The sequence below is a fragment of the Psychromonas sp. 14N.309.X.WAT.B.A12 genome (assembly GCF_030397575.1).
In the GTDB taxonomy this organism is placed as follows: domain Bacteria; phylum Pseudomonadota; class Gammaproteobacteria; order Enterobacterales; family Psychromonadaceae; genus Psychromonas.
The window spans coordinates 133,340-152,778 of the sequence record NZ_JAPNXS010000004.1 but is presented as its reverse complement, the minus strand read 5'-3'; the positions used below and the strand labels follow the sequence as shown (position 1 = coordinate 152,778).

The 19,439-nt window shown below is 38.8% G+C and carries 15 protein-coding genes; 8 read left to right on the top strand and 7 right to left on the bottom strand.

From position 1 onward, the window contains the following. Positions 1-95: 95 nt before the first annotated feature. Both OW492_RS07145 and OW492_RS07140 read right to left on the bottom strand, forming a co-directional pair. Positions 96-548, bottom strand: a complete 453-nt coding sequence (locus OW492_RS07145; RefSeq protein ID WP_290039242.1) for an NfeD family protein — start codon at positions 546-548, stop codon at positions 96-98. 2 nt (positions 549-550) lie between these two features. Then, complete coding sequence (locus tag OW492_RS07140; protein ID WP_290039241.1) at positions 551-1,492, bottom strand: slipin family protein; 942 nt, start codon at positions 1,490-1,492, stop codon at positions 551-553. Positions 1,493-1,781: 289 nt separating this feature from the next. Between OW492_RS07140 and OW492_RS07135 the strand changes: the two genes are divergently transcribed. The 6 genes from OW492_RS07135 to OW492_RS07110 all read left to right on the top strand — a co-directional run bounded on the left by OW492_RS07135 (position 1,782) and on the right by OW492_RS07110 (position 8,724). Further along, positions 1,782-2,129 carry a putative quinol monooxygenase gene (locus OW492_RS07135; RefSeq protein ID WP_290039240.1) on the top strand — a complete coding sequence of 116 codons (348 nt, stop codon included), beginning with the start codon at positions 1,782-1,784 and terminating at the stop codon, positions 2,127-2,129. A 195-nt stretch (positions 2,130-2,324) separates the two neighbouring features. Continuing rightward, complete coding sequence (gene dbpA / locus OW492_RS07130; protein ID WP_290039239.1) at positions 2,325-3,713, top strand: ATP-dependent RNA helicase DbpA; 1,389 nt, start codon at positions 2,325-2,327, stop codon at positions 3,711-3,713. 350 nt (positions 3,714-4,063) lie between these two features. Further along, positions 4,064-5,470: a PTS glucose transporter subunit IIBC gene (ptsG, locus tag OW492_RS07125; protein ID WP_290039238.1), complete on the top strand. Its 1,407-nt coding sequence runs from the start codon at positions 4,064-4,066 to the stop codon at positions 5,468-5,470. Positions 5,471-5,692: 222 nt separating this feature from the next. Beyond that, positions 5,693-6,823, top strand: a complete 1,131-nt coding sequence (locus OW492_RS07120; RefSeq protein ID WP_290039237.1) for a GNAT family N-acetyltransferase — start codon at positions 5,693-5,695, stop codon at positions 6,821-6,823. Between the two features lie 2 nt (positions 6,824-6,825). Further along, positions 6,826-7,434 (top strand): DUF938 domain-containing protein, encoded by a 609-nt coding sequence (locus tag OW492_RS07115; protein ID WP_290039236.1) that lies wholly within the window; start codon positions 6,826-6,828, stop codon positions 7,432-7,434. A 165-nt stretch (positions 7,435-7,599) separates the two neighbouring features. Further along, on the top strand, positions 7,600-8,724 hold the full coding sequence (locus OW492_RS07110; protein ID WP_290039235.1) for a DUF2914 domain-containing protein: 1,125 nt from the start codon (positions 7,600-7,602) through the stop codon (positions 8,722-8,724). A gap of 75 nt (positions 8,725-8,799) precedes the next feature. Here the strand turns inward: OW492_RS07110 and OW492_RS07105 are convergent, their stop codons facing one another. The 5 genes from OW492_RS07105 to OW492_RS07085 form a co-directional block, all read right to left on the bottom strand. Beyond that, on the bottom strand, positions 8,800-9,729 hold the full coding sequence (locus tag OW492_RS07105) for an ABC transporter permease (protein WP_290039234.1): 930 nt from the start codon (positions 9,727-9,729) through the stop codon (positions 8,800-8,802). Between the two features lie 13 nt (positions 9,730-9,742). After that, a complete protein-coding gene (locus OW492_RS07100; protein WP_290039233.1) occupies positions 9,743-10,873 on the bottom strand; it encodes an ABC transporter permease in 1,131 nt (376 codons plus the stop codon). Beyond that, complete coding sequence (locus tag OW492_RS07095) at positions 10,866-12,398, bottom strand: ABC transporter ATP-binding protein (RefSeq protein WP_290039232.1); 1,533 nt, start codon at positions 12,396-12,398, stop codon at positions 10,866-10,868. Before OW492_RS07095 ends, OW492_RS07100 begins: the two co-directional genes overlap by 8 nt. Positions 12,399-12,523: 125 nt before the next feature. Continuing rightward, a complete protein-coding gene (locus OW492_RS07090; protein WP_290039231.1) occupies positions 12,524-13,480 on the bottom strand; it encodes a 2-oxoglutarate and iron-dependent oxygenase domain-containing protein in 957 nt (318 codons plus the stop codon). A gap of 79 nt (positions 13,481-13,559) precedes the next feature. Next, a complete protein-coding gene (locus OW492_RS07085; protein ID WP_290039230.1) occupies positions 13,560-14,639 on the bottom strand; it encodes a BMP family ABC transporter substrate-binding protein in 1,080 nt (359 codons plus the stop codon). A gap of 781 nt (positions 14,640-15,420) precedes the next feature. On the opposite strand from OW492_RS07085, the gene OW492_RS07080 reads away from it, so the two are divergent. Both OW492_RS07080 and OW492_RS07075 read left to right on the top strand, forming a co-directional pair. After that, positions 15,421-18,708 (top strand): glycoside hydrolase family 3 N-terminal domain-containing protein, encoded by a 3,288-nt coding sequence (locus OW492_RS07080; protein WP_290039229.1) that lies wholly within the window; start codon positions 15,421-15,423, stop codon positions 18,706-18,708. 164 nt (positions 18,709-18,872) lie between these two features. Further along, positions 18,873-19,388, top strand: a complete 516-nt coding sequence (locus OW492_RS07075; protein WP_290039228.1) for a hypothetical protein — start codon at positions 18,873-18,875, stop codon at positions 19,386-19,388. Positions 19,389-19,439 lie beyond the last annotated feature (51 nt).

Genomic DNA, 19,439 nt, shown 5'->3' with positions numbered 1-19,439 from the left:
CCGATATAATTATCGGCTTTATTTTTGGCTGAATGAGTGTCGTTAAATTACATCTACTGTTCACTTAACTTTATTGTTAATCAAAACCATCTGAACTAAACCGATTCCACCGTTAATACACCCACTTGCATATTGACTATCTTAACTTCAGTGCCTGCCGATAAAGCTTGTTTAGATTTCACTTGCCAATCAATTCCTGAATATCGATGATTCACTGTTTTGCCTACCAGTAGATCTTCCTCTAAGGTGAATGTTTCTCCTACCATACCGTTATCGACTTGATGAGATTCTACTTTGTTCTGCATACGCTTCATGGGCTGCCAACTCACTAAAGCCACCAACGACGATAAAACCGCCGTCGCGAGTAATGCGTTTACTAATGTTTCAGGTAAAAAACCTAGTGCCATTAATAAACCAGTAACAATGGTACCTATACCAACAAATAATAAAACAAAAGTTGAGAAGCCCAACACTAAGACCTCAATCACTAAAAAGATCAAGCCTAGTACGACGAGTGTTTGCGGGAGGTGTGCCAGTAGATATTCCATAATTAGCCTTTATTATTATTCAAGCTAGTAATTATTGTCATTGCTTGCGCTACCATTGAAGCTGCATCATTGCCGCTATCAGGCAGCAGTACTACTGAAGATTCCTTGGCAATGGCCGCTTTAGCTTGAATCGCTTTGGTTGCGAGGTCTAACTGAATCGCTTTTTGACCTGATTCTGTATTCGCAGCTTCACCTACTTTATTTAATGCTTCAGCTTGTGCTTCTGCAACAGCAATGATCGCTTCTGCTTCACCTTGTGCACGTAATACTTGCTCTTCTTTTTCAGCCTGTGCTTGTAATACTACTGATTGTTTTTGCCCTTCCGCAACGTTAATAGCCGCTTGGCGATCACCTTCTGACTCCAAAATTTGAGCACGTTTAACACGCTCTGCTTTCATTTGAGTTTCCATGGCTTCCATGACGGTTGTTGGTGGTACGATATCTTTAATTTCGTAACGTAAGACCTGAATGCCCCAAGGGCCAGCAGCTTCGTTAATTGATGCAACAATATTAGTATTTAATACATCACGCTCTTCAAAGGTTTTATCTAACTCCATTTTACCCAACTCTGAACGCATCGTAGTTTGTGATAATTGCGTCACAGCAAACACATAATCATCAACCCCATAAGTAGCTTTATACGGGTCTAATACTCGGAAGAATAATACGCCATCCACACTCAATGAGATGTTATCTCGTGTAATAGCACTTTGGCTTGGTACATCAACCGCTTGTTCTTTCAAAGAACGGTTTGCACCAATATGATCAATAAATGGCACTAAAAAATTTAAACCTGCTTCACGTGTTGACTGATACTTACCAAAACGCTCAATTAAATAGGCTCGATTTTGTGGTACAAAAATAATTGATTTCTTTAAAATGATCACCACTAATATCAAGATAAACACTTGTATATTCAGTACGTATTCCAATAAGATATCCATGTTAACTTCCTTAAATAAAAAATAGATTTAAATGCTTGGTATAAATGATAGTAACTGGTTGTTTAACAAATAAGACAAAGACTCTGTAATGCGTATTAAATACCTAGAATTAAGCTCAATATCATCAGTGTATTTTAATATCATACAGTAAAGGTTAAGTGAAATACGCTAGACCTATAACAATATTCAGAATGACGTTGATATTATTGATACGCGTCATACCACTATTTAGCTCACAATGTATTAAACATACATCCTATGATGTATCTGTCCCGATAGAGGAAAAATAATGTCACAAAAAATTTATTGCATCGCTATGTTTCGCCCTAAACCAGACAAAGAAGAGCAGTTATTCAAGGTACTTCAATCACTAGAGCCTAACTCTCAACGCGAAGATGGTTGTATTCAATACTTGGTTACAAGACAAATAGATAATCCTTTCGCGACAGGTGAAAGCTTTCCCTTTGTATTTAATGAAATTTGGGCAAATAAAGCAGCTTTTGAAGCACATTGTCAACGAAAAGAGATAGTGGCATTTTTTGAACAACAATGTGTTGCCGAAGACGGCTTAGTGGAAGCTCACAATGTATGTGTTTATAGCGATCAACCCGCTAACTTCGACGCACCACAACTATAACTTAAATTTCAATTTGCCGGCCAAAGTCACGAATTTGTGCTTTGGTCACTTAATCAACTAATTTTTGATTGCCCCTCAAAGTAGCTTTTTCCATCACCTTGTAAGTAATACTGTATTTTGACCTAATAATTTTGTTCACCACCCCACAAACTGTTATTGTAGCGGTCATTATTAGCCGATCAGGAAATTATTATCGTGAGTGACACCTCTTTTGCAAGTTTGCCTTTATCAAAGAGCCTTTTAAGCAACCTAGAATCATTAAATTATCAGCAGATGACTGAGATACAGGCGCAATCTTTACCACTTATTTTAAAAGGTGAAGATGTTATTGCACAAGGTAAAACCGGATCAGGTAAAACTGCGGCATTTACCCTAGGTATTTTACATCACTTACGTGTTAAGCAATTTAATATTCAGTCGTTAGTGATTTGCCCAACTCGAGAACTAGCCGACCAAGTAGCCGCTGAAATTCGAAAATTAGCACGCGCTATTCATAATATTAAAGTACTGACATTATGTGGTGGTACACCATTAGGTCCACAGGCGGGGTCGCTAGAGCATGGTGCACATATTATTGTTGGCACACCAGGACGTATTCAAGACCATTTAAAACGTGGCTCACTAAACTTACAAAACTTATCTGTTTTGGTGCTTGATGAAGCAGATCGTATGCTAGAGATGGGCTTTCAAGATGCGATTGATACTGTTATTGAACATTGTCCGAAACAACGACAAACGCTTTTATTCAGTGCCACTTACCCAGAAGGCATTCAACAAATTGCCAAGCGTATATTAACCGAGCCAAAGCAGGTAACTGTGGCTGCAACCCATGATAATGCGAGTATTGAGCAAACCTTCTATTCGGTGCAAAATAATCAAGAGCGTATGTTAGCGTTACGTTTATTACTTAACCGCTATCAACCTGACTCAAGTGTGGTCTTTTGTAACACTAAACGTGAAGTGCAAGAGGTAGCTGAAGAACTGGCTAACCGCGGTTACAGCGCGTTAGCGTTACACGGTGACTTAGAACAAAAAGATCGCGATCAAGCTTTAATTCGTTTTGCTAATAAAAGCGCACGTGTCTTAGTTGCAACCGACGTAGCAGCACGAGGTTTAGACATTGATAATTTAAGCGCAGTGTTTAATTTTCATGTCGCACACGATCAAGAAGTTCACGTTCACCGTGTGGGACGTACCGGACGAGCAGGCAGTAAAGGTCTTGCATTTACCTTCTACAGCAACAAAGATGATTACCGTATCAAGTTATTAGAAGATATTTTAGATCGTAATATTAGCGCCAGTGAATTACCTGATGCGAGCTTTTTAGACGTTGTGCCTGCACCATCAGAAATGGTTACCATCCGTATTGAGGGTGGCAAAAAACAAAAAATTCGTCCTGGTGACATTGTGGGCGCATTAACTGGAAACGATGGCATTACAGGACAACAAGTCGGTAAGATTTCTGTTTCTGATTTCTGGTCTTATGTGGCCGTTAGTCGTGAGCATTTAAAAATTGCCTTCAAAAAACTGAGCGAAGGTAAATTAAAAGGCAGAAAATTCCGTGTGATGGTTGTACGTGGTTAACCTTTTTTGCTACTAATCAAGTTAGCTGTTGAGTGAGGTCATTACTCAACAGCTAATTATCGATAATCTTTAGCACTTTTTCATCCAGATAACACATAAATACAGCCAAAAACATCAACCCTAACCCAACTATCAACCTTTCCCTACCCATTCAAAATCAAGCAATTATTTCTTTTGTAACAGAATGTATCATCGTAAAATAATAAAGTAATTAAATGTAACTTAATCGATTTTAGTGTTTGGCTTCAATAACGCCTTTGCTTTATCTCTATATACTCCATCTCAACTTAGAAGCATCGCTTTTAATAATTTAATCAACGACGATTATGAGCAACAATGGAGAATCACTCATGAACTTATTCGGCAATTTACAAAAAGTAGGGAAGTCATTAATGCTTCCTGTATCCGTATTACCTATTGCAGGTATTTTATTAGGTGTGGGTGCAGCTAAATTTAGCATACTACCTGATGTTGTATCACAGCTAATGGAACAAGCTGGCGGCGCAGTATTTGGTAACATGGCATTATTGTTTGCTATCGGTGTAGCACTTGGTTTTACTAAAAATGATGGTGTGTCTGCTTTAGCAGCCGCAGTAGGTTACTACATCATGATGCAAACTATTGAAACACTAGCGCCAGGCGCGAACACAGGTGTGCTAGGTGGTATTATTGCCGGTGGTATTGCAGCAGCCATGTTTAATCGTTTTTATAATATTTCACTGCCTGATTACCTTGGTTTCTTCGCAGGTAAACGTGCAGTGCCGATTATGACTGGTTTTGCAGCGATTATTATGGGTGCAATATTAGCGGTAGTTTGGCCACCAATTGGCGCTGGCATCGCTTCATTCTCACATTGGGCTGCAAACCAAAATCCAACAGTTGCATTCGGTCTATACGGTGTGATTGAACGTTCACTAATTCCATTTGGGTTACACCATATCTGGAATGTACCTTTCTTCTTTGAAGCAGGTTCATGTATTAATGCTAACGGTGAGCAACTGAACGGTATTTTAACTTGTTACTTATCTGCTGATGATGCAAGTCGTGCTGCAGGTAACGGTTTCGGCCAACTAGCAGGCGGTTACATGTTCAAGATGTTCGGTCTACCAGCTGCAGCAATTGCCATTGCACACTCAGCTAAGCCTGAAAACCGTGCAAAAGTAATGGGTATCATGCTATCAGCTGCACTAACGTCATTCTTAACAGGTATTACTGAACCAATCGAATTCTCGTTCATGTTCGTTGCACCCGTTTTATACGCAATCCATGCGCTATTAGCAGGTTCTGCATTTGTTGTAACAAACATGTTAGGTATGGTTCACGGTACTTCTTTCTCACACGGTTTAATTGACTTCTTAGTACTGTCAGCAAACGCTCAAAAAATCGTTTACTTTGTGATTATTGGCCTAGTATACGCAGCGGTTTACTACACATTATTTAGAATTGTAATCAAAGCGCTAAACCTTAAAACACCTGGTCGTGAAGACGAAGAGCAAGAAGTATCTGCGGTATTAAACAACGAAGAGATGTCATCTGCTTTAGTTACAGCATTCGGTGGTAAAGAGAATATTTCAAACCTAGATGCATGTATTACACGCTTACGTATCAGCGTTGAAGATATCAAGCTCGTTGACCAAGCAGGCCTTAAAAAACTAGGTGCAGCGGGTGTTGTTGTGTCAGGTAATGGGGTACAAGCTATCTTTGGTACTCGCTCTGATAACTTGAAAACGGATATGGAAGCTTACTTAGGTAAATAATCCAATCCACTAAACTCACTTGCTATGTTCAATATCATAGCAAGTCACCTACCTAAGCGATCATTGATTCAGATAACCCTGAATAGATGATCGCTTTTTCATTTAGCATCATGTCATTTCTATTTTTAACCTCCCCTAACACCTTAAACTATCAAACTACAACATTGTGTGTTAAAAAGTCATATTGTTTATTGTTCTACGCTCACCATAAAGGATGCGCTATTGACTTCACCAATAACTATTCAATTCAATGATGCTCTCAGTAAAATCAATGTGCAAGACTGGCGACATTTAAACTCTTCGAATAACCCTTTTGCCGAATATCACTTTTTTAATGCACTTGAAACGAGTCAATCCGTTAGTATCAACAAAGGCTGGCAAGCACATCACCTAGTTGCAAGATCACAAGCACAATGTATTGCGATTATGCCGATGTATTTGAAAAATCACTCTTGGGGCGAATATGTATTTGATTGGGATTGGGCTGATGCGTTTGAACGATACAATTTAAATTATTACCCTAAATTAGTGGCAGCGATCCCTTTCACACCAGTAGAAAGTAACAAAATATTATCCTCTAGTTTACAGGTAAGCGATTTATTCTCGACCTTGATTGAGCATTGTGAACAACACAATATTAACAGCTGGCACATCTTATTTAATGAACAAATACAAACGTCCTTGCCTGAAGATGTTTACCAACGAAACACCGTTCAATTTCATTGGTTTAATCGTGATTACAACAGTATTGATGACTTTATGAATACCTTCACCTCACGTAAACGCAGAGCAACAAGGAAAGAAAGGTTATCCATTGCTAAACAAGGATTAAGTGTTCGCCGTTTAAATGGCCATGAAATTACTGAACAAGAGATTGAGTTTTTCTATTTAACCTACCAAATAACCTATTTAAAGCGTGGTCATCAACCACATTTAAACAAGCAATTTTTTACTCAAATTATCTCATCTATGCCAGATAACATATTATTAATCATCGCAAGTGATCAAGAAAAAGATGTAGCTTGTGCCCTCTTCTTTCATGATGATTCGCAGTTATACGGGCGATATTGGGGAGCAACTCAATACTACAATAACTTACACTTTGAGCTTTGCTATTACCAAGGGATTGAGTTTTGTATTGAACATAACCTCAGTCGATTTAATCCAGGTACACAAGGGGAACATAAGATCCAAAGAGGCTTTGAGCCCGTACTAACCTATTCATATCATTGGATTATGCATCCTAGTTTTAAACAGGCAATCAAAGATTTTTGTCAACAAGAGAGAACTCATATGCTAACGTACCAAGCGCAATGTCGTGAATTATTACCCTTCAAACAATTAGATGAATGACTATGACAAACAAACCATACTCTCAAGCCTCTGAAAATAACAAAATACCAATTTTAGCGATATTAGAAAATGTCTTTTCTGATAATAAGCACATCTTAGAAATTGGATCTGGAACAGGTCAACATGCCGTATTCTTCGCGCAACACTTACCGCATCTGTTATGGCAAACCAGTGATTTACTGAGTAATCATCAGGGCATCAACATGTGGTTAGATGAAAGTACCCTAACCAACGTACAACCACCGATTTTACTCGACTTAAATGAAACTTGGCCAACACCAACAAATCATTTACCGATCGACGGGGTTTATACTGCCAACACACTACACATTATTAGTTGGGCATTAGTAGTGAAGTTATTTGAAGGATTATCACAGAACTTATCATTAGGTGGGAAAGCTTGCTTTTATGGCCCATTTAAATATGAAGATGCATTTACCAGTGACAGTAATGCGGAGTTTGATTTATGGTTAAAAGACAGGGATAGCAATAGCGGCATTCGTGATATCGAAGATATCCTATTGCTCGCCGATTCAGTTGGCCTTGAATTGATAGAAGATCACAAAATGCCTGCCAACAATCAATTATTACACTTTGAAAAAGTACAATAATAGCATCTGCCTTACACTACTTATGTGTAAATGAATTAAATGCCAGTGATGTGTCAAATCGGCATAATAAATGAAATAATTATCACAATAATATGTAATACTCAGCAATAATAAACGCATTTATTAATTTAAATATAACTGATCAAGATAGCAGTGAGAGATAAGATGAAAGAGCCGGAAGACTTCACCGTCCGAGTTAACTTTAGACCGCACCAAAATGTTGTTGCGCCAGTTGAACACAGTTTACATTGGGGGAGGATCATCACTTGCTTATTAATAGTTGCGCTTATTATTGCTGTAATAATGATGCTTGCTCAACAATATTTTACTGAACAAAGCACAACACCATTAGTTAACACTGATCAATTAACCAATAATACAACTACAACAAGCCAAGCTAACCCTGTTATCGATACCTCAACTATCGAACAAAACCAAGCTACAAATGAGATTGTAGCCTTGACCGTGGAGCCTCAAGTCAACCAGCAGAGTGATAATAATAACTTAGTTGTTGATATAAATGAGGTAAATTCCCTTAATACAGAAACAACAACCTTCACTGATAGTAATGCTTATCTTGTCACTGATTTAAAAGCAGAAGAATCGACAAATACAGACTTAAAAGACTATTTAGGAAATGATGGAGAAGCGGATCTAGAAACTAACTCAGTCAATGAGGTCAATAATCTAGCCCTTACAAACCAAGCATTGGACTCATCTACACAAGAAACGATAGATGACACTAACTTTACAGATGTAGGCACTCATGTTTCAGACCTTAGTGTATCAGGAAGCACGAATTCAGATTTTGGCACTGTAGAAGAAACACAAGTGTCAGAGATCGAACGTAATCAACCTATTGCAACCAATAATGAAACAAGTATCAACGAGCAACATCTATTTGCCGAACATATCACCCTGCCACCTTCTACCCTATTAATACAAGGTTCTGTGCAACGCTTATCTGACAATATTAATCGTTTCCAAATCACCCCAATGGTAGAAGATCATGAGCCCCTTGGCACGATAAATGATATCGAAGTTGAAAATGGTACATTGACTGTTTATGCTTTTTCAGAAGTCTACAACCTAAAAGATACTGTGCTCTATTATGTTTGGAACTTAAATGGGAAGGACGTTGCCACTGTGCCTATTACCATTGGTGCAGATCGATGGAGAAGTCATTCAACTAAGTTTATTGGGCCAAGTATGAAAGGACAGTGGGCAGTGAAGTTACAAAATGCACAAGGTGATACCTTAGCAGTTAACGAATTTACCTATGAGCCATAATAATAAATAAAAATAACCAATAAAAAGCCACTGCTAAACTAAACAGTGGCTTGATTGTTTATATCAAAATAACATTTAATGTAGCTTAGGATCAAAGGGCTTTGATAAGCTCATTGGTGTTGATAGTTTCTGTTTCAGAGAATCAGAACTGATTAATACCATCACAATCAAGGTAGCTAAATAAGGCATCATAGCTAACAGGTTAGGTGAAATATCAAATCCAAAACCTTGCATCACTAAATGTAAGATAGACGCAATGCCAAATAAATAGGCACCTAGCATCAAATACCCTACTCGCCATGAAGCAAACACAACTAATGCAAGTGCAATCCAGCCTCGCCCTGCACTCATATTTTCCATCCACATAGGCGTGTAAGACAAAGATAAATAAGCACCAGCCAAACCAGCCATTGCACCACCAAATAAAGTTGCTAGATATCTGATTTTAATTACCTTAATGCCCAATGCATTAGCTGAATGTGGATTTTCTCCTACGGCTCTTACTGTTAATCCTACACGCGTTTTGTGTAATACCCACCAAGTAGCACCGGCAATAGCAAAACTGAAGTAGATTAAAATATCCTGATTAAATAGTAAGTTGCCAATGAAAGGAATATCACTTAAAAATGGGATAGCAATCGACTTAAAGCCCGGGATAGTAGAGCCTACTAAACTACCGCCTAAAAATGAACTTAATCCAATACTAAAAATAGTTAATGCTAAACCGGTCGCCACTTGACTAGTATTAAGGCTTAACGCTAGCGCACCAAACAATAACGCCATGGTAATGCCAGCAACCATTGCTAAAGACATACCTAAAAACAAATTACCTGTATAATACGCGCCAGCAAAACCTGCCATTGCGCCCATCAGTACCATCCCTTCTTGTCCTAGATTAAGGACACCTGATTTTTCGGTTACCAGTTCACCTAATGCGATAAGTAATAAAGGCGTTCCTGTTTTCAGTGCAGCAATTAATATTTGTTGAATGAGTTCCATATCCATGTTCCGTTCCTTCCTATTTATTGCTTTCGCTGCTAGAGACTAATTCACTGTCAGCGGATGATGCTAGTACTGGTTTTTCAGGTATTTTTTTAGACGAAAATGATATTTTATAATTAATTAAAAAATCACATGCGAGCATAAAGAACAATAAAATACCTTGAAATAAACCAGTGATAGCCGTCGGTAGACCTAACTCTATCTGTGCTAAGTCGCTGCCCATATACAAACAGCCCATAAATAACGCAGAAATAATAATACCGAAAGGATTTAATCGACCAAGATAAGCCACAATAATTGCTGCATAACCGTAACCAGGTGACACCGATGGGATTAACTGGCCAATGGGCCCTGTAACCTCTGCCGCACCAGCAAAACCTGCTAATGCTCCAGCAAATAACATCACGCCCCATACGACTTTATTACTACTAAAACCAGCGTAACGCGCTGCTGCTTTATCTTCTCCATAAACGCGCACAATAAAGCCTGGCAATGTTTTAAACAAAGCAAGGCCAGTAATAAGTGCAACAATAATAGCAATGACAATACTAATGGAAGCTCGCCCATCTTCTTGAATTAATGGCAACAGGATCGCATCAGCAAACATAGCCGATTCAGGAAAACCAAAACCTTGTGGATCTGCTAAGGGTCCATGCACTGCCCATAACAAAGTATATAAGCCAATGTAATTAAGCATAATGGTGGAAAGAATAATATTGGTTTTGAAAAAACGGTCTAATGCTGTAGGGATAGCAGCCCAAAAAGCACCGGCAATCACCCCTGAAGTCAAGATCAAGATCATCATTCCAACGCCTGCATTTTCACCTGCTTGTATTGCAAAATAACTGCTGACCACTGCGCCAATTAATAATTGACCTTCCGCCCCAATATTCCAAACATTAGCGCGAAAACAGATAGCTAATCCGGTCGCACACAACATCAAGGGTGCAGCTTTTACCATTAATTCACCGATATTATAACTATCGCTAAGCGGCATGATCACAAACACTTCAAAGGCTCTTAGTGGACTCACATCTAATAAGATAAACATCAAACTAGACGCTAACATGGTTAAGCAGATCGCAATAAAAGGCGATAACCAAGCCATTAATTTCGCACTTTCTATACGAGGTTGAACATTAAGCATGGTTCGGCTCCTTGTGTTCAATGAAGCCACCAGCGATCCATTTACCTATCTCTTCGATATTCGTATGTTGCGTTTCAACAATCGGTGACAAGCGGCCTTCATACAAAGCGGTTAATCTATCGCAGACCACAAACAATTCATCAATATCTTCCGAGATAATTAAAATAGCCGCTCCTTGATCGCGTAATGCAATTAATTGACGGTGTATAGCACTGGCAGCACCAATATCAACCCCCCAGGTAGGATGAGCACAAATCAATACTGTTGGAGATTGTTGGACTTCTCGCCCAATAATAAATTTTTGTAAATTACCGCCAGATAAACTTTTGGCTTGTGAGTTTTGGTTGTGACATTTGACGTTATTATCAATAATAATCTTCTTGGCCAAGGCTTTTAACTTATTACCCATAATAAAACCTCGCTCAATGATCGAAGCTGTATTTGTTAATAATGTATTATCGGTTAAACTCATTTCAGGTACAGCACCTTGACCGAGACGATCCGCTGGGACATACGCCATACCTAATGCCCTTCTTGCTCCAGCATTTAAGTTACCAATCTGTTGCCCTGCAAAAGTGATACTGGCTTTATCTGCACGTGTATCTTCACCACTTAATGCTTCTAATAAGTCCTCTTGTCCATTACCAGCAACACCTGCAACACCTAATATTTCACCTTTTCTAAGTGTTAAAGAGACATCAGTTAAACCACATCCAAAGGGGTTAGTTGGTGCTAATGTTAATTGCTGTGCAGTAAATATAGAGTCTTCTGTGAGTGTTTTTGGATAGTTTTCAGAAAGTATTGCCTCACTCCCTACCATTATTCTTGCAATCGATTCAGGTGTTTCTTGTGCTGGAATACATTCACCTGTCACTACACCGCCGCGCAAAATAACGGCTCGATCGCATAATTCAGTGACCTCTTTTAATTTATGACTAATAAATAAAACACTGCCACCTTCACTGGCGAGTTTTTTTAATACTCTAAATAAACCAGAGACTTCATGAGGTGTTAATACTGAAGTAGGTTCATCTAAAATAAGTAGCTTTACGTTTTGAATCAAACAACGCAAAATCTCAACGCGTTGACGCTCCCCAATACTCAGACTGTGCACATAGCGGTCAGGGTCAACATGTAGGTCATACTTTTTACTAATATCAATAATCTCTTGGCGCAGATCATCTAGTTGTTGCACAAACTCTTTATCTAAACCCAACTCTATATTTTCTTGAACAGTTAAAGTTTCAAACACAGAAAAATGCTGAAATACCATGCCAATTCCCATGGCACGAGCTTGGTTTGGAGAGTGAATATCGACTTCTCGATTATTCCAAAAAATAGCACCAGTGTCGGGTTGATTGACCCCATAAATCATTTTCACTAACGTGGACTTACCTGCGCCATTTTCACCTAATAATGCTAATATTTCGCCCTTATTGAGGCTCATATTGACATTGTCATTTGCAATGACACCTGGAAAAATTTTACTCACATTCCATAGTTTGAGTAGGGGAAAATTTGCCATATTATCGTTTGTTCCTTATTGATCTCTCATGCACTATTTTGATCCATTAATGCATGTATTTACCCTTGTCTCCTTGGGCAAATTTTTGCTTAATTACTAACTTTGTTAGCCAAAGTAGATTGCCGCTACTCTATCTCTTCATTACGGTATTCATAAGTATCCGCGAAGCGTGACAAAATCCAATCACCAGCAGTCACATCTTGGTAAACAGGTGCTTCACCAGGTTGTAAGCATGATTCTATTGTTGCCACCGGCGTATCAAAGTTTGGTTCAACAAAGAATGGCATTGAAAAACGCGTTGTTTGAGAAGTTGGACTTGTTACCCTATGTTTGGTTGATTTATAGCAGTCATTGGTCCAACGCTGCATTAAATCACCAATGTTCACCACAAAGCTGTTTTCAACCGGTGTAGCATCTAGCCAATTACCATGGCGATCTTGGACCTGTAATCCACCAATATGATCTTGGTATAACAAGGTAATACAACCATAATCCGTATGTGCTCCAGCACCATTTTGTTGGCCTTGTTGAGGTGGGTAATGAATTAAACGTAAGACACTCACAGGATAACTAAAGTGTTGACTAAAAAAGTCAATTGGTAACGATAACGCTAAAGCCATTGCTTTTAAAATTCTTAAGGCAACCTCCATACTCAATTGATATTGTTGTTGCATTAATTGAATAAAGCCATCGACGTTAGGATATTGATTTGGTCCATATAATTGCCCACAACGAGCTACTTGAGGATGATATGGGCTAAGGTCTAAGGCCATATCAAAGGTTTCTTTATGATCACTAGGTCCATTAGGATCTAGTTGTTCAGCACTCACTTGCCCCCACCCACGGTGATTGCTTGAATGCTGAATATTAATTTTTTGTTTAGCAAACTCAGGTAAAGAGAAGAAAGTGTTTGCCATCGACTGTACGTTATCAAACTGCTGTTTAGGAATGCCATGACCTGTCACGTAAAAAAATCCAGTATCACGACATGCTTTATCAATGGCAGTGATCACATCACTCCACTGGCTAATATCATCACTTTGCAGTGCCGTTATATCAATGATGGGTAAGTTTAAGGTCATAGTGTATATCCTAAAATTGGGTATTTAATTGAGCGAGGAAAATTAGTGCTAGCGAACTAGCACTAAGTAAGGAGGCTATTTATTGTGGAATTTTTGCATCGATGCCTTCTACATACCACATCACACCAGCTAACTCTTCATCAGTTAGTGTTTTGCCAGCAGGGATAACTTCATTACCTTGGTTATCCTTCATTGGCCCTGTGAATGGATGGAATTCACCCGATTTAATTTTTGCTTCAGTTTCACTGATGGCTGTTTTAATCTCATCACTCAGATTTGGATTAACAGAGACGATTTGTAAAATCTCTTCTTTGAAACCGCCCCAGTAATCTTCAGGTTTCCAAGTGTTATCCATGATCTTTTGTACGGTATCAATGTAGTAAGGTCCCCAATGATCACGTACCGAGAACATATGCGCAGTAGGTGCAAAGTGGCTCATATCAGAGGCTTGGCCAATCCCCATTTTACCGCGTTTTTCAGCAGCAATAAGCGGTGCTGGACTATCTGTATGCTGTAAAATCACATCAGCACCTTGATCCATTAAGGCATTTGCTGCATCAGCTTCTTTACCTGGATCGTACCAAGTGCTTACCCAAACAATTTTCATTTTTACATCAGGGTTAACACTTTTAGCGCCTAAATAAACGGCATTGATATCACGAATAACTTCTGGAATTGGGAAAGAGGCAATATAACCCAATACGTTAGACTCTGTTTCCATACCTGCTGCAACACCAGAAACATAACGGCCTTGATAAGTACTTAATAAGTACGTACCCACATTTTTACTGCGTTTGTAACCCGTTGCGTTTTCAAAATGCACTTTAGGGAAACGTTTTGCCACTTTAATGGTTGGATTCATAAATCCAAAAGAGGTCGTGAAGATAACATCATGGCCAGACTTAGCTAACTGAGTGATAACTCGTTCAGCATCAGCACCTTCGGGTACATTCTCAACATAAGTTGTTTCTACTTTACCATCAAAGTGTTTTTCTAACTCTAATCGGCCTTGATCATGTTCATAACTCCAACCGTGGTCGCCCACAGGTCCCACATACACAAACCCCACTTTTAATGGATCATCCGCAGCTTGTGTTGTCGGTAACAAGAACGCGTTAACAGCCAAAGCAGCAACCGTCACTAATTTGTTGAACTTCATAAATAACTCCCTTTTATTTAACATCAAATAACACTTAACTACAGTTAGTTAGCAAAAAGCAGACCAATAAAAACTTAAACGTTAACAATGCCTACCATAGCTAGCTAAACAGTGTTTTAAATAATTTATTTGGATCAGAAATCATTAAAAAAAATTAAAGTTTGTACTCTTTTGGTGCAGTTTCCTGACCATTTGCACAAATTATAAGATCTAGTTGGAAAATGCTAAACCATTTTAAACATAAGTAATAAATCGTGATTAAAGATCAAATAGAAATGGAATATTCTTGATATTACGTCTTAATTTTTGCAAGACCACTTTTTACTTTGTAACCGAATGATGATTTTTGTTACAAAGTAAAAAGGACATCAATATAGCGATAACATGATCATCTTTTAGCCTCCAAGATTACCTTGTAAATGAAGTACTAAGCCTTGCTTTAAAAATTTGATTAACTCTAATGAGTTATCTATTTATTCCCTACTTCCTGCAACTGAAAACCCTATAATTGGATTAAAGGCGTTACAAATTAGTTACCTTTTGTTACATAAAATCAATTACATAAGAGATATTGATCGCTTTTTCACTAGCAGTTTTTCCTATAATGCTCAGCGAATTAAAAATACACAGCAGATAAATTAAAGATAAAACAGAGTCATAAAGCTCATAGGATTTATCTATAAAAGTTGACTTTTTTCACCTTAGGTAACTCAGTTAATCATTCATTTTTTATTGAAGAACTGAGAAAAGGTGTTTTATCAGGAAACTACAAGGAAGATGTATGCATTATAAAAGATCGATTATTTCATGTGTTGTCTCTATGGCATTACTGTCTGGCTGCAATAATGATGCGGAAGAAGTTACAAACGACAACGCTATAACAACTGTTGATTCGAAAGTCCCTTATTTTCAAGACTGGCCGAAAATCAATAGTGCCGTCGCCGTTGACCCAAGTATTGAAGCAGCCATAGCCACTATCCTGGAACAAATGACGTTAGCAGAAAAAGTAGGTCAAATGATTCAACCCGATCTCCGCGAAGTGACTGTTGAAGAAGCTAAACAATATAAATTAGGTTCGTTATTAAACGGCGGCGGTGCTTGGCCTAATGATGATAAATATGCAACCGCAGCAGATTGGGCAGAAAAAGCAGACGAATATTATGATGCATTAGCAGAAGCCTACGAAGATAGACCTTTTAAGATTCCTTTTATGTGGGCAACCGATGCGGTTCACGGCCATAACAATGTTTACCGTGCAACAGTATTCCCGCATAACATTGGCTTAGGCGCGGCCAATAATCCTGAATTAATCTATGAAATTGGTATCGCCACCGCACAAGAAATTGTAGCAACTGGCCTAGATTGGACCTTCGCGCCTACTGTAGCGGCACCTCGTGATTATCGCTGGGGGCGAGTGTATGAAGGCTACTCAGAAGATCCTGAGATTATTTACCAATTTGCAGGACAAATGGTAGCTGGTCTTCAAGGTGGATCGGAAGGATTAAAAGGTCAAACCAATGTTATCTCTAATGTAAAACATTGGGTCGGAGATGGTGGAACCTTCGATGGTGAAGACCGTGGTGAGAATCATTATAGCGAAGAGTACCTTCGTAATATCCACGCGACAGGCTATTTCGCTGGGTTAGATGCTGGCGCTCAAGTCGTCATGAGCTCTTTTAATTCGTGGCACAACCAAGCCAATTATGACCAAACAGAAAGCGGTGAGTACAATTATAAACTGCACGGTAGTAAATATTTATTGAATGATATCTTAAAAGATAAAATGGGCTTTGATGGGATTATTGTTACTGACTGGAATGGTCAACAAGAGATCACTGGTTGCACTGCATCTAATTGTCCTGAAGCGGTGAATGCAGGTAACGATGTATTCATGGTTACTTCAAGAAGTGATTGGCAAGCTTTCTACAGCAATGTGATTGACCAAGTCAATGATGGCACCATAGCCATTGAACGTATTAATGATGCAGTTACTCGTATTTTACGTGTCAAAATGCGTGCAGACCTTTGGAATAAACCTAAACCATCACAACGAGAACTCGCTGGAGATGCTGATATCTTAGGCTCTGATGCACACAGAGCTTTAGCACGACAAGCAGTGAGTGAATCACTAGTATTACTTAAAAACAAAGATAATATTTTACCATTAAGCAAGGAAGCAAGTTACATAGTAACCGGTAGCGCAGCCAATGATATTCAAAAGCAAACCGGTGGTTGGAGCTTAACTTGGCAAGGTACTGAAAACACCATTGAAGATGACTTTCCTGGTGCAACAACGTTATTAATGGCTTTTCAAGATGTAGTCGGGACGGAACAAGTCTTTACAAATGCTTCAGAAGCGCCAGAGGATGCAATTGCTATCGTCGTCATTGGTGAAGATCCTTATGCAGAAATGTTTGGTGATATTAAATCTACACAAACCTTAGCGTTTTCTTCATTAGATGCAACCTATGCAGCTGACCTTGCAACAGTGCAAGAGATGAAAGAAGCGGGTCATAAAGTGGTAACTGTATTCTATTCTGGTCGCCCTTTGTACGTAAATGAAGAGATCAATGCGTCGGATGCATTTATTGCTGCTTGGTTACCTGGCACAGAGGCAGGCGGCATCACCGATGTGTTATTTGCTAATAACGGCATGGATTTTACAGGTCGCCTCTCCTACTCATGGCCAATGACCGTGTGTTCAACCACTATTAATCGTCATGCACCGAATATTGCCGATTACAGCACACCAGTAGATGGCACAACAGGCATATTGATTGAGCAAGATATTGAAGGAGAGCATAAACCACTGTTTCCTTACGGCTATGGCTTAGCTTATGCGTCAATTGAAACACAATCAGTTACTACTGATTTAGACAATATCGAACTTGATGAACGAGATTATGGTTGTGGTCAATCGGAGCCAGACACGGATACAGCAACCGTCAATTTAGAGATATACGGCCGAGAATCTTCTGGTGAATTCACCGCTCGTATTAGTGGTGAAGCAAATGGATGGGCTGGAGTAGAAGTATCAAATGGCTCTGAAACAACCATTGGCTCGATCACTACCACCCCAATTAACTACTTACATCAACAAGATGCAATCCATGTTAGCTTTAGTGGGGAATCACCTGCTCAAGTGTATTTACAGACCAGCGATACCAATGGTATTGATAAATACAGTTACGTTAATGCCGATGCAACTCTGCAATTTGATATCGATATGAAAACAGCTGCTCCAGAAAGTCTTATCCTGTCCACACATTGTGAGTGGCCATGTTTAGGTGAAGTGGCGATCAATAAAGCTTTACCCGAAGCAAGCACTGCAAATGAAAGTAACTGGACAACCATCAAAGTGCCATTATCTTGCTTAGTGGACGAAGGTATGGACTTCTCAATAGTAAATACACCTTTCCTATTATATTCAACAGAAGCCGTTGAGTTTAACTTAGGTGAGATTCGTTACGTCCCAAGTAGCATAGATACTGCCGCAGACGCAATCAGCTGTGACGCATTACAAGAAGATGCGTTACCTCCATTGGACAGTAATGAAGTTACTGTCCAAGATACTTGGCTTAACCTAAGTACATACCAAACCACTACAGATGATTGGTCTACTATCGAAGGACACGTCACCTATAGTGAAGAAACCGTCAATGATGAAACCATATTATCCATTGTTTACAATGCCACTAGCCCTGAAAGCTATAAAGGTATTGTTAATATTGAGGGGGATGCGCAAAACCTATCAAACTATGTAGAAGGGACATTAACATTTGATTTATTTATTGAAAGTTACGGCGAACCAGCAAATGATGGAGAAACCGCCACGGAGGGATTAGTGATCAAAATGGAATCTGAAAATGGGGTAGGCAATGATTACCTACTACCAAAAGCCAACTATGCTGCAGGTGAATGGCATACTGTTATCACTAATATTAATGATTTAAATACCGGCAGTTTGGATATAACCACTGTCAATAAACCATTGGCATTACTCGCTTCTTGGGGTTCTTCTCAAGCTGGATTTAGCTTTAAAGTAAAAAACATTCAACTAGCGAAATAATTCAAAGTTAGTTGTACTCACCTTTAAAGTACTAGCAAATCTGTCGGTACTTTAAAGGTTTCTCTAGTTATCCTTCTCTCCCTTTGCTGCAGGCTTTACTTAAACTGATCTTAGTCACCTTCATAAACGTAATATTTAGTAACCATTTTTAAAGGATTAAAATTATGTTTAAACATTTATTATCTGCACTAATATTATGCATCACCTCTGTCGGTGCATTCGCTAATATTCAAATCCAATTTCGCGATGGCGCGCCAAAAGATAAATTTTCAATCAGTAATAATAGCAAATGTAACATACAAGAGATGGCTTTAAATATTGACTTAACTAATAGCGTAGGACGTTTAATTTTTGATACCACTGCATCAGGTCAAGGTGTAGAAGTTTTTCAACCCTTTGAAGTGACATCGGGTAATATCTCTCTGCATTCTGGCAATAAAGTGAACGATGGTGATAAACAACTGCCTTTGTGGGTATCGATGAATGCCAATGAAGTTCTTATTTTTACCATTGATGTTGATGACACATTAAGCAACAGTGAACTAGGTAACATTCGTGTGACTAGTTCAGAAATTGCAAAAGGTAATGTCAGTGCAACAATTAAGGGAAATGAAACAATTCGGGCGACGTTTGATAACAATGGTAAAGCAGTACTAACCCTAGCCGGCTGCCCTGCTTAAGTATCATTTTATTACTGACTTCCACTCTGCCACAACCGAAGCTTATCAACC

Coding starts and splice junctions, on each gene's coding strand:
- OW492_RS07110 (WP_290039235.1), top strand. CDS start 7,600: ATGAAAGAGCCGGAAGACTTCACCGTCCGAGTTAACTTTAGACCGCAC.
- OW492_RS07085 (WP_290039230.1), bottom strand. CDS start 14,639: ATGAAGTTCAACAAATTAGTGACGGTTGCTGCTTTGGCTGTTAACGCG.
- OW492_RS07095 (WP_290039232.1), bottom strand. CDS start 12,398: ATGGCAAATTTTCCCCTACTCAAACTATGGAATGTGAGTAAAATTTTT.
- OW492_RS07115 (WP_290039236.1), top strand. CDS start 6,826: ATGACAAACAAACCATACTCTCAAGCCTCTGAAAATAACAAAATACCA.
- OW492_RS07080 (WP_290039229.1), top strand. CDS start 15,421: ATGCATTATAAAAGATCGATTATTTCATGTGTTGTCTCTATGGCATTA.
- OW492_RS07105 (WP_290039234.1), bottom strand. CDS start 9,729: ATGGATATGGAACTCATTCAACAAATATTAATTGCTGCACTGAAAACA.
- OW492_RS07140 (WP_290039241.1), bottom strand. CDS start 1,492: ATGGATATCTTATTGGAATACGTACTGAATATACAAGTGTTTATCTTG.
- OW492_RS07135 (WP_290039240.1), top strand. CDS start 1,782: ATGTCACAAAAAATTTATTGCATCGCTATGTTTCGCCCTAAACCAGAC.
- OW492_RS07090 (WP_290039231.1), bottom strand. CDS start 13,480: ATGACCTTAAACTTACCCATCATTGATATAACGGCACTGCAAAGTGAT.
- ptsG (WP_290039238.1), top strand. CDS start 4,064: ATGAACTTATTCGGCAATTTACAAAAAGTAGGGAAGTCATTAATGCTT.
- OW492_RS07145 (WP_290039242.1), bottom strand. CDS start 548: ATGGAATATCTACTGGCACACCTCCCGCAAACACTCGTCGTACTAGGC.
- OW492_RS07100 (WP_290039233.1), bottom strand. CDS start 10,873: ATGCTTAATGTTCAACCTCGTATAGAAAGTGCGAAATTAATGGCTTGG.
- OW492_RS07075 (WP_290039228.1), top strand. CDS start 18,873: ATGTTTAAACATTTATTATCTGCACTAATATTATGCATCACCTCTGTC.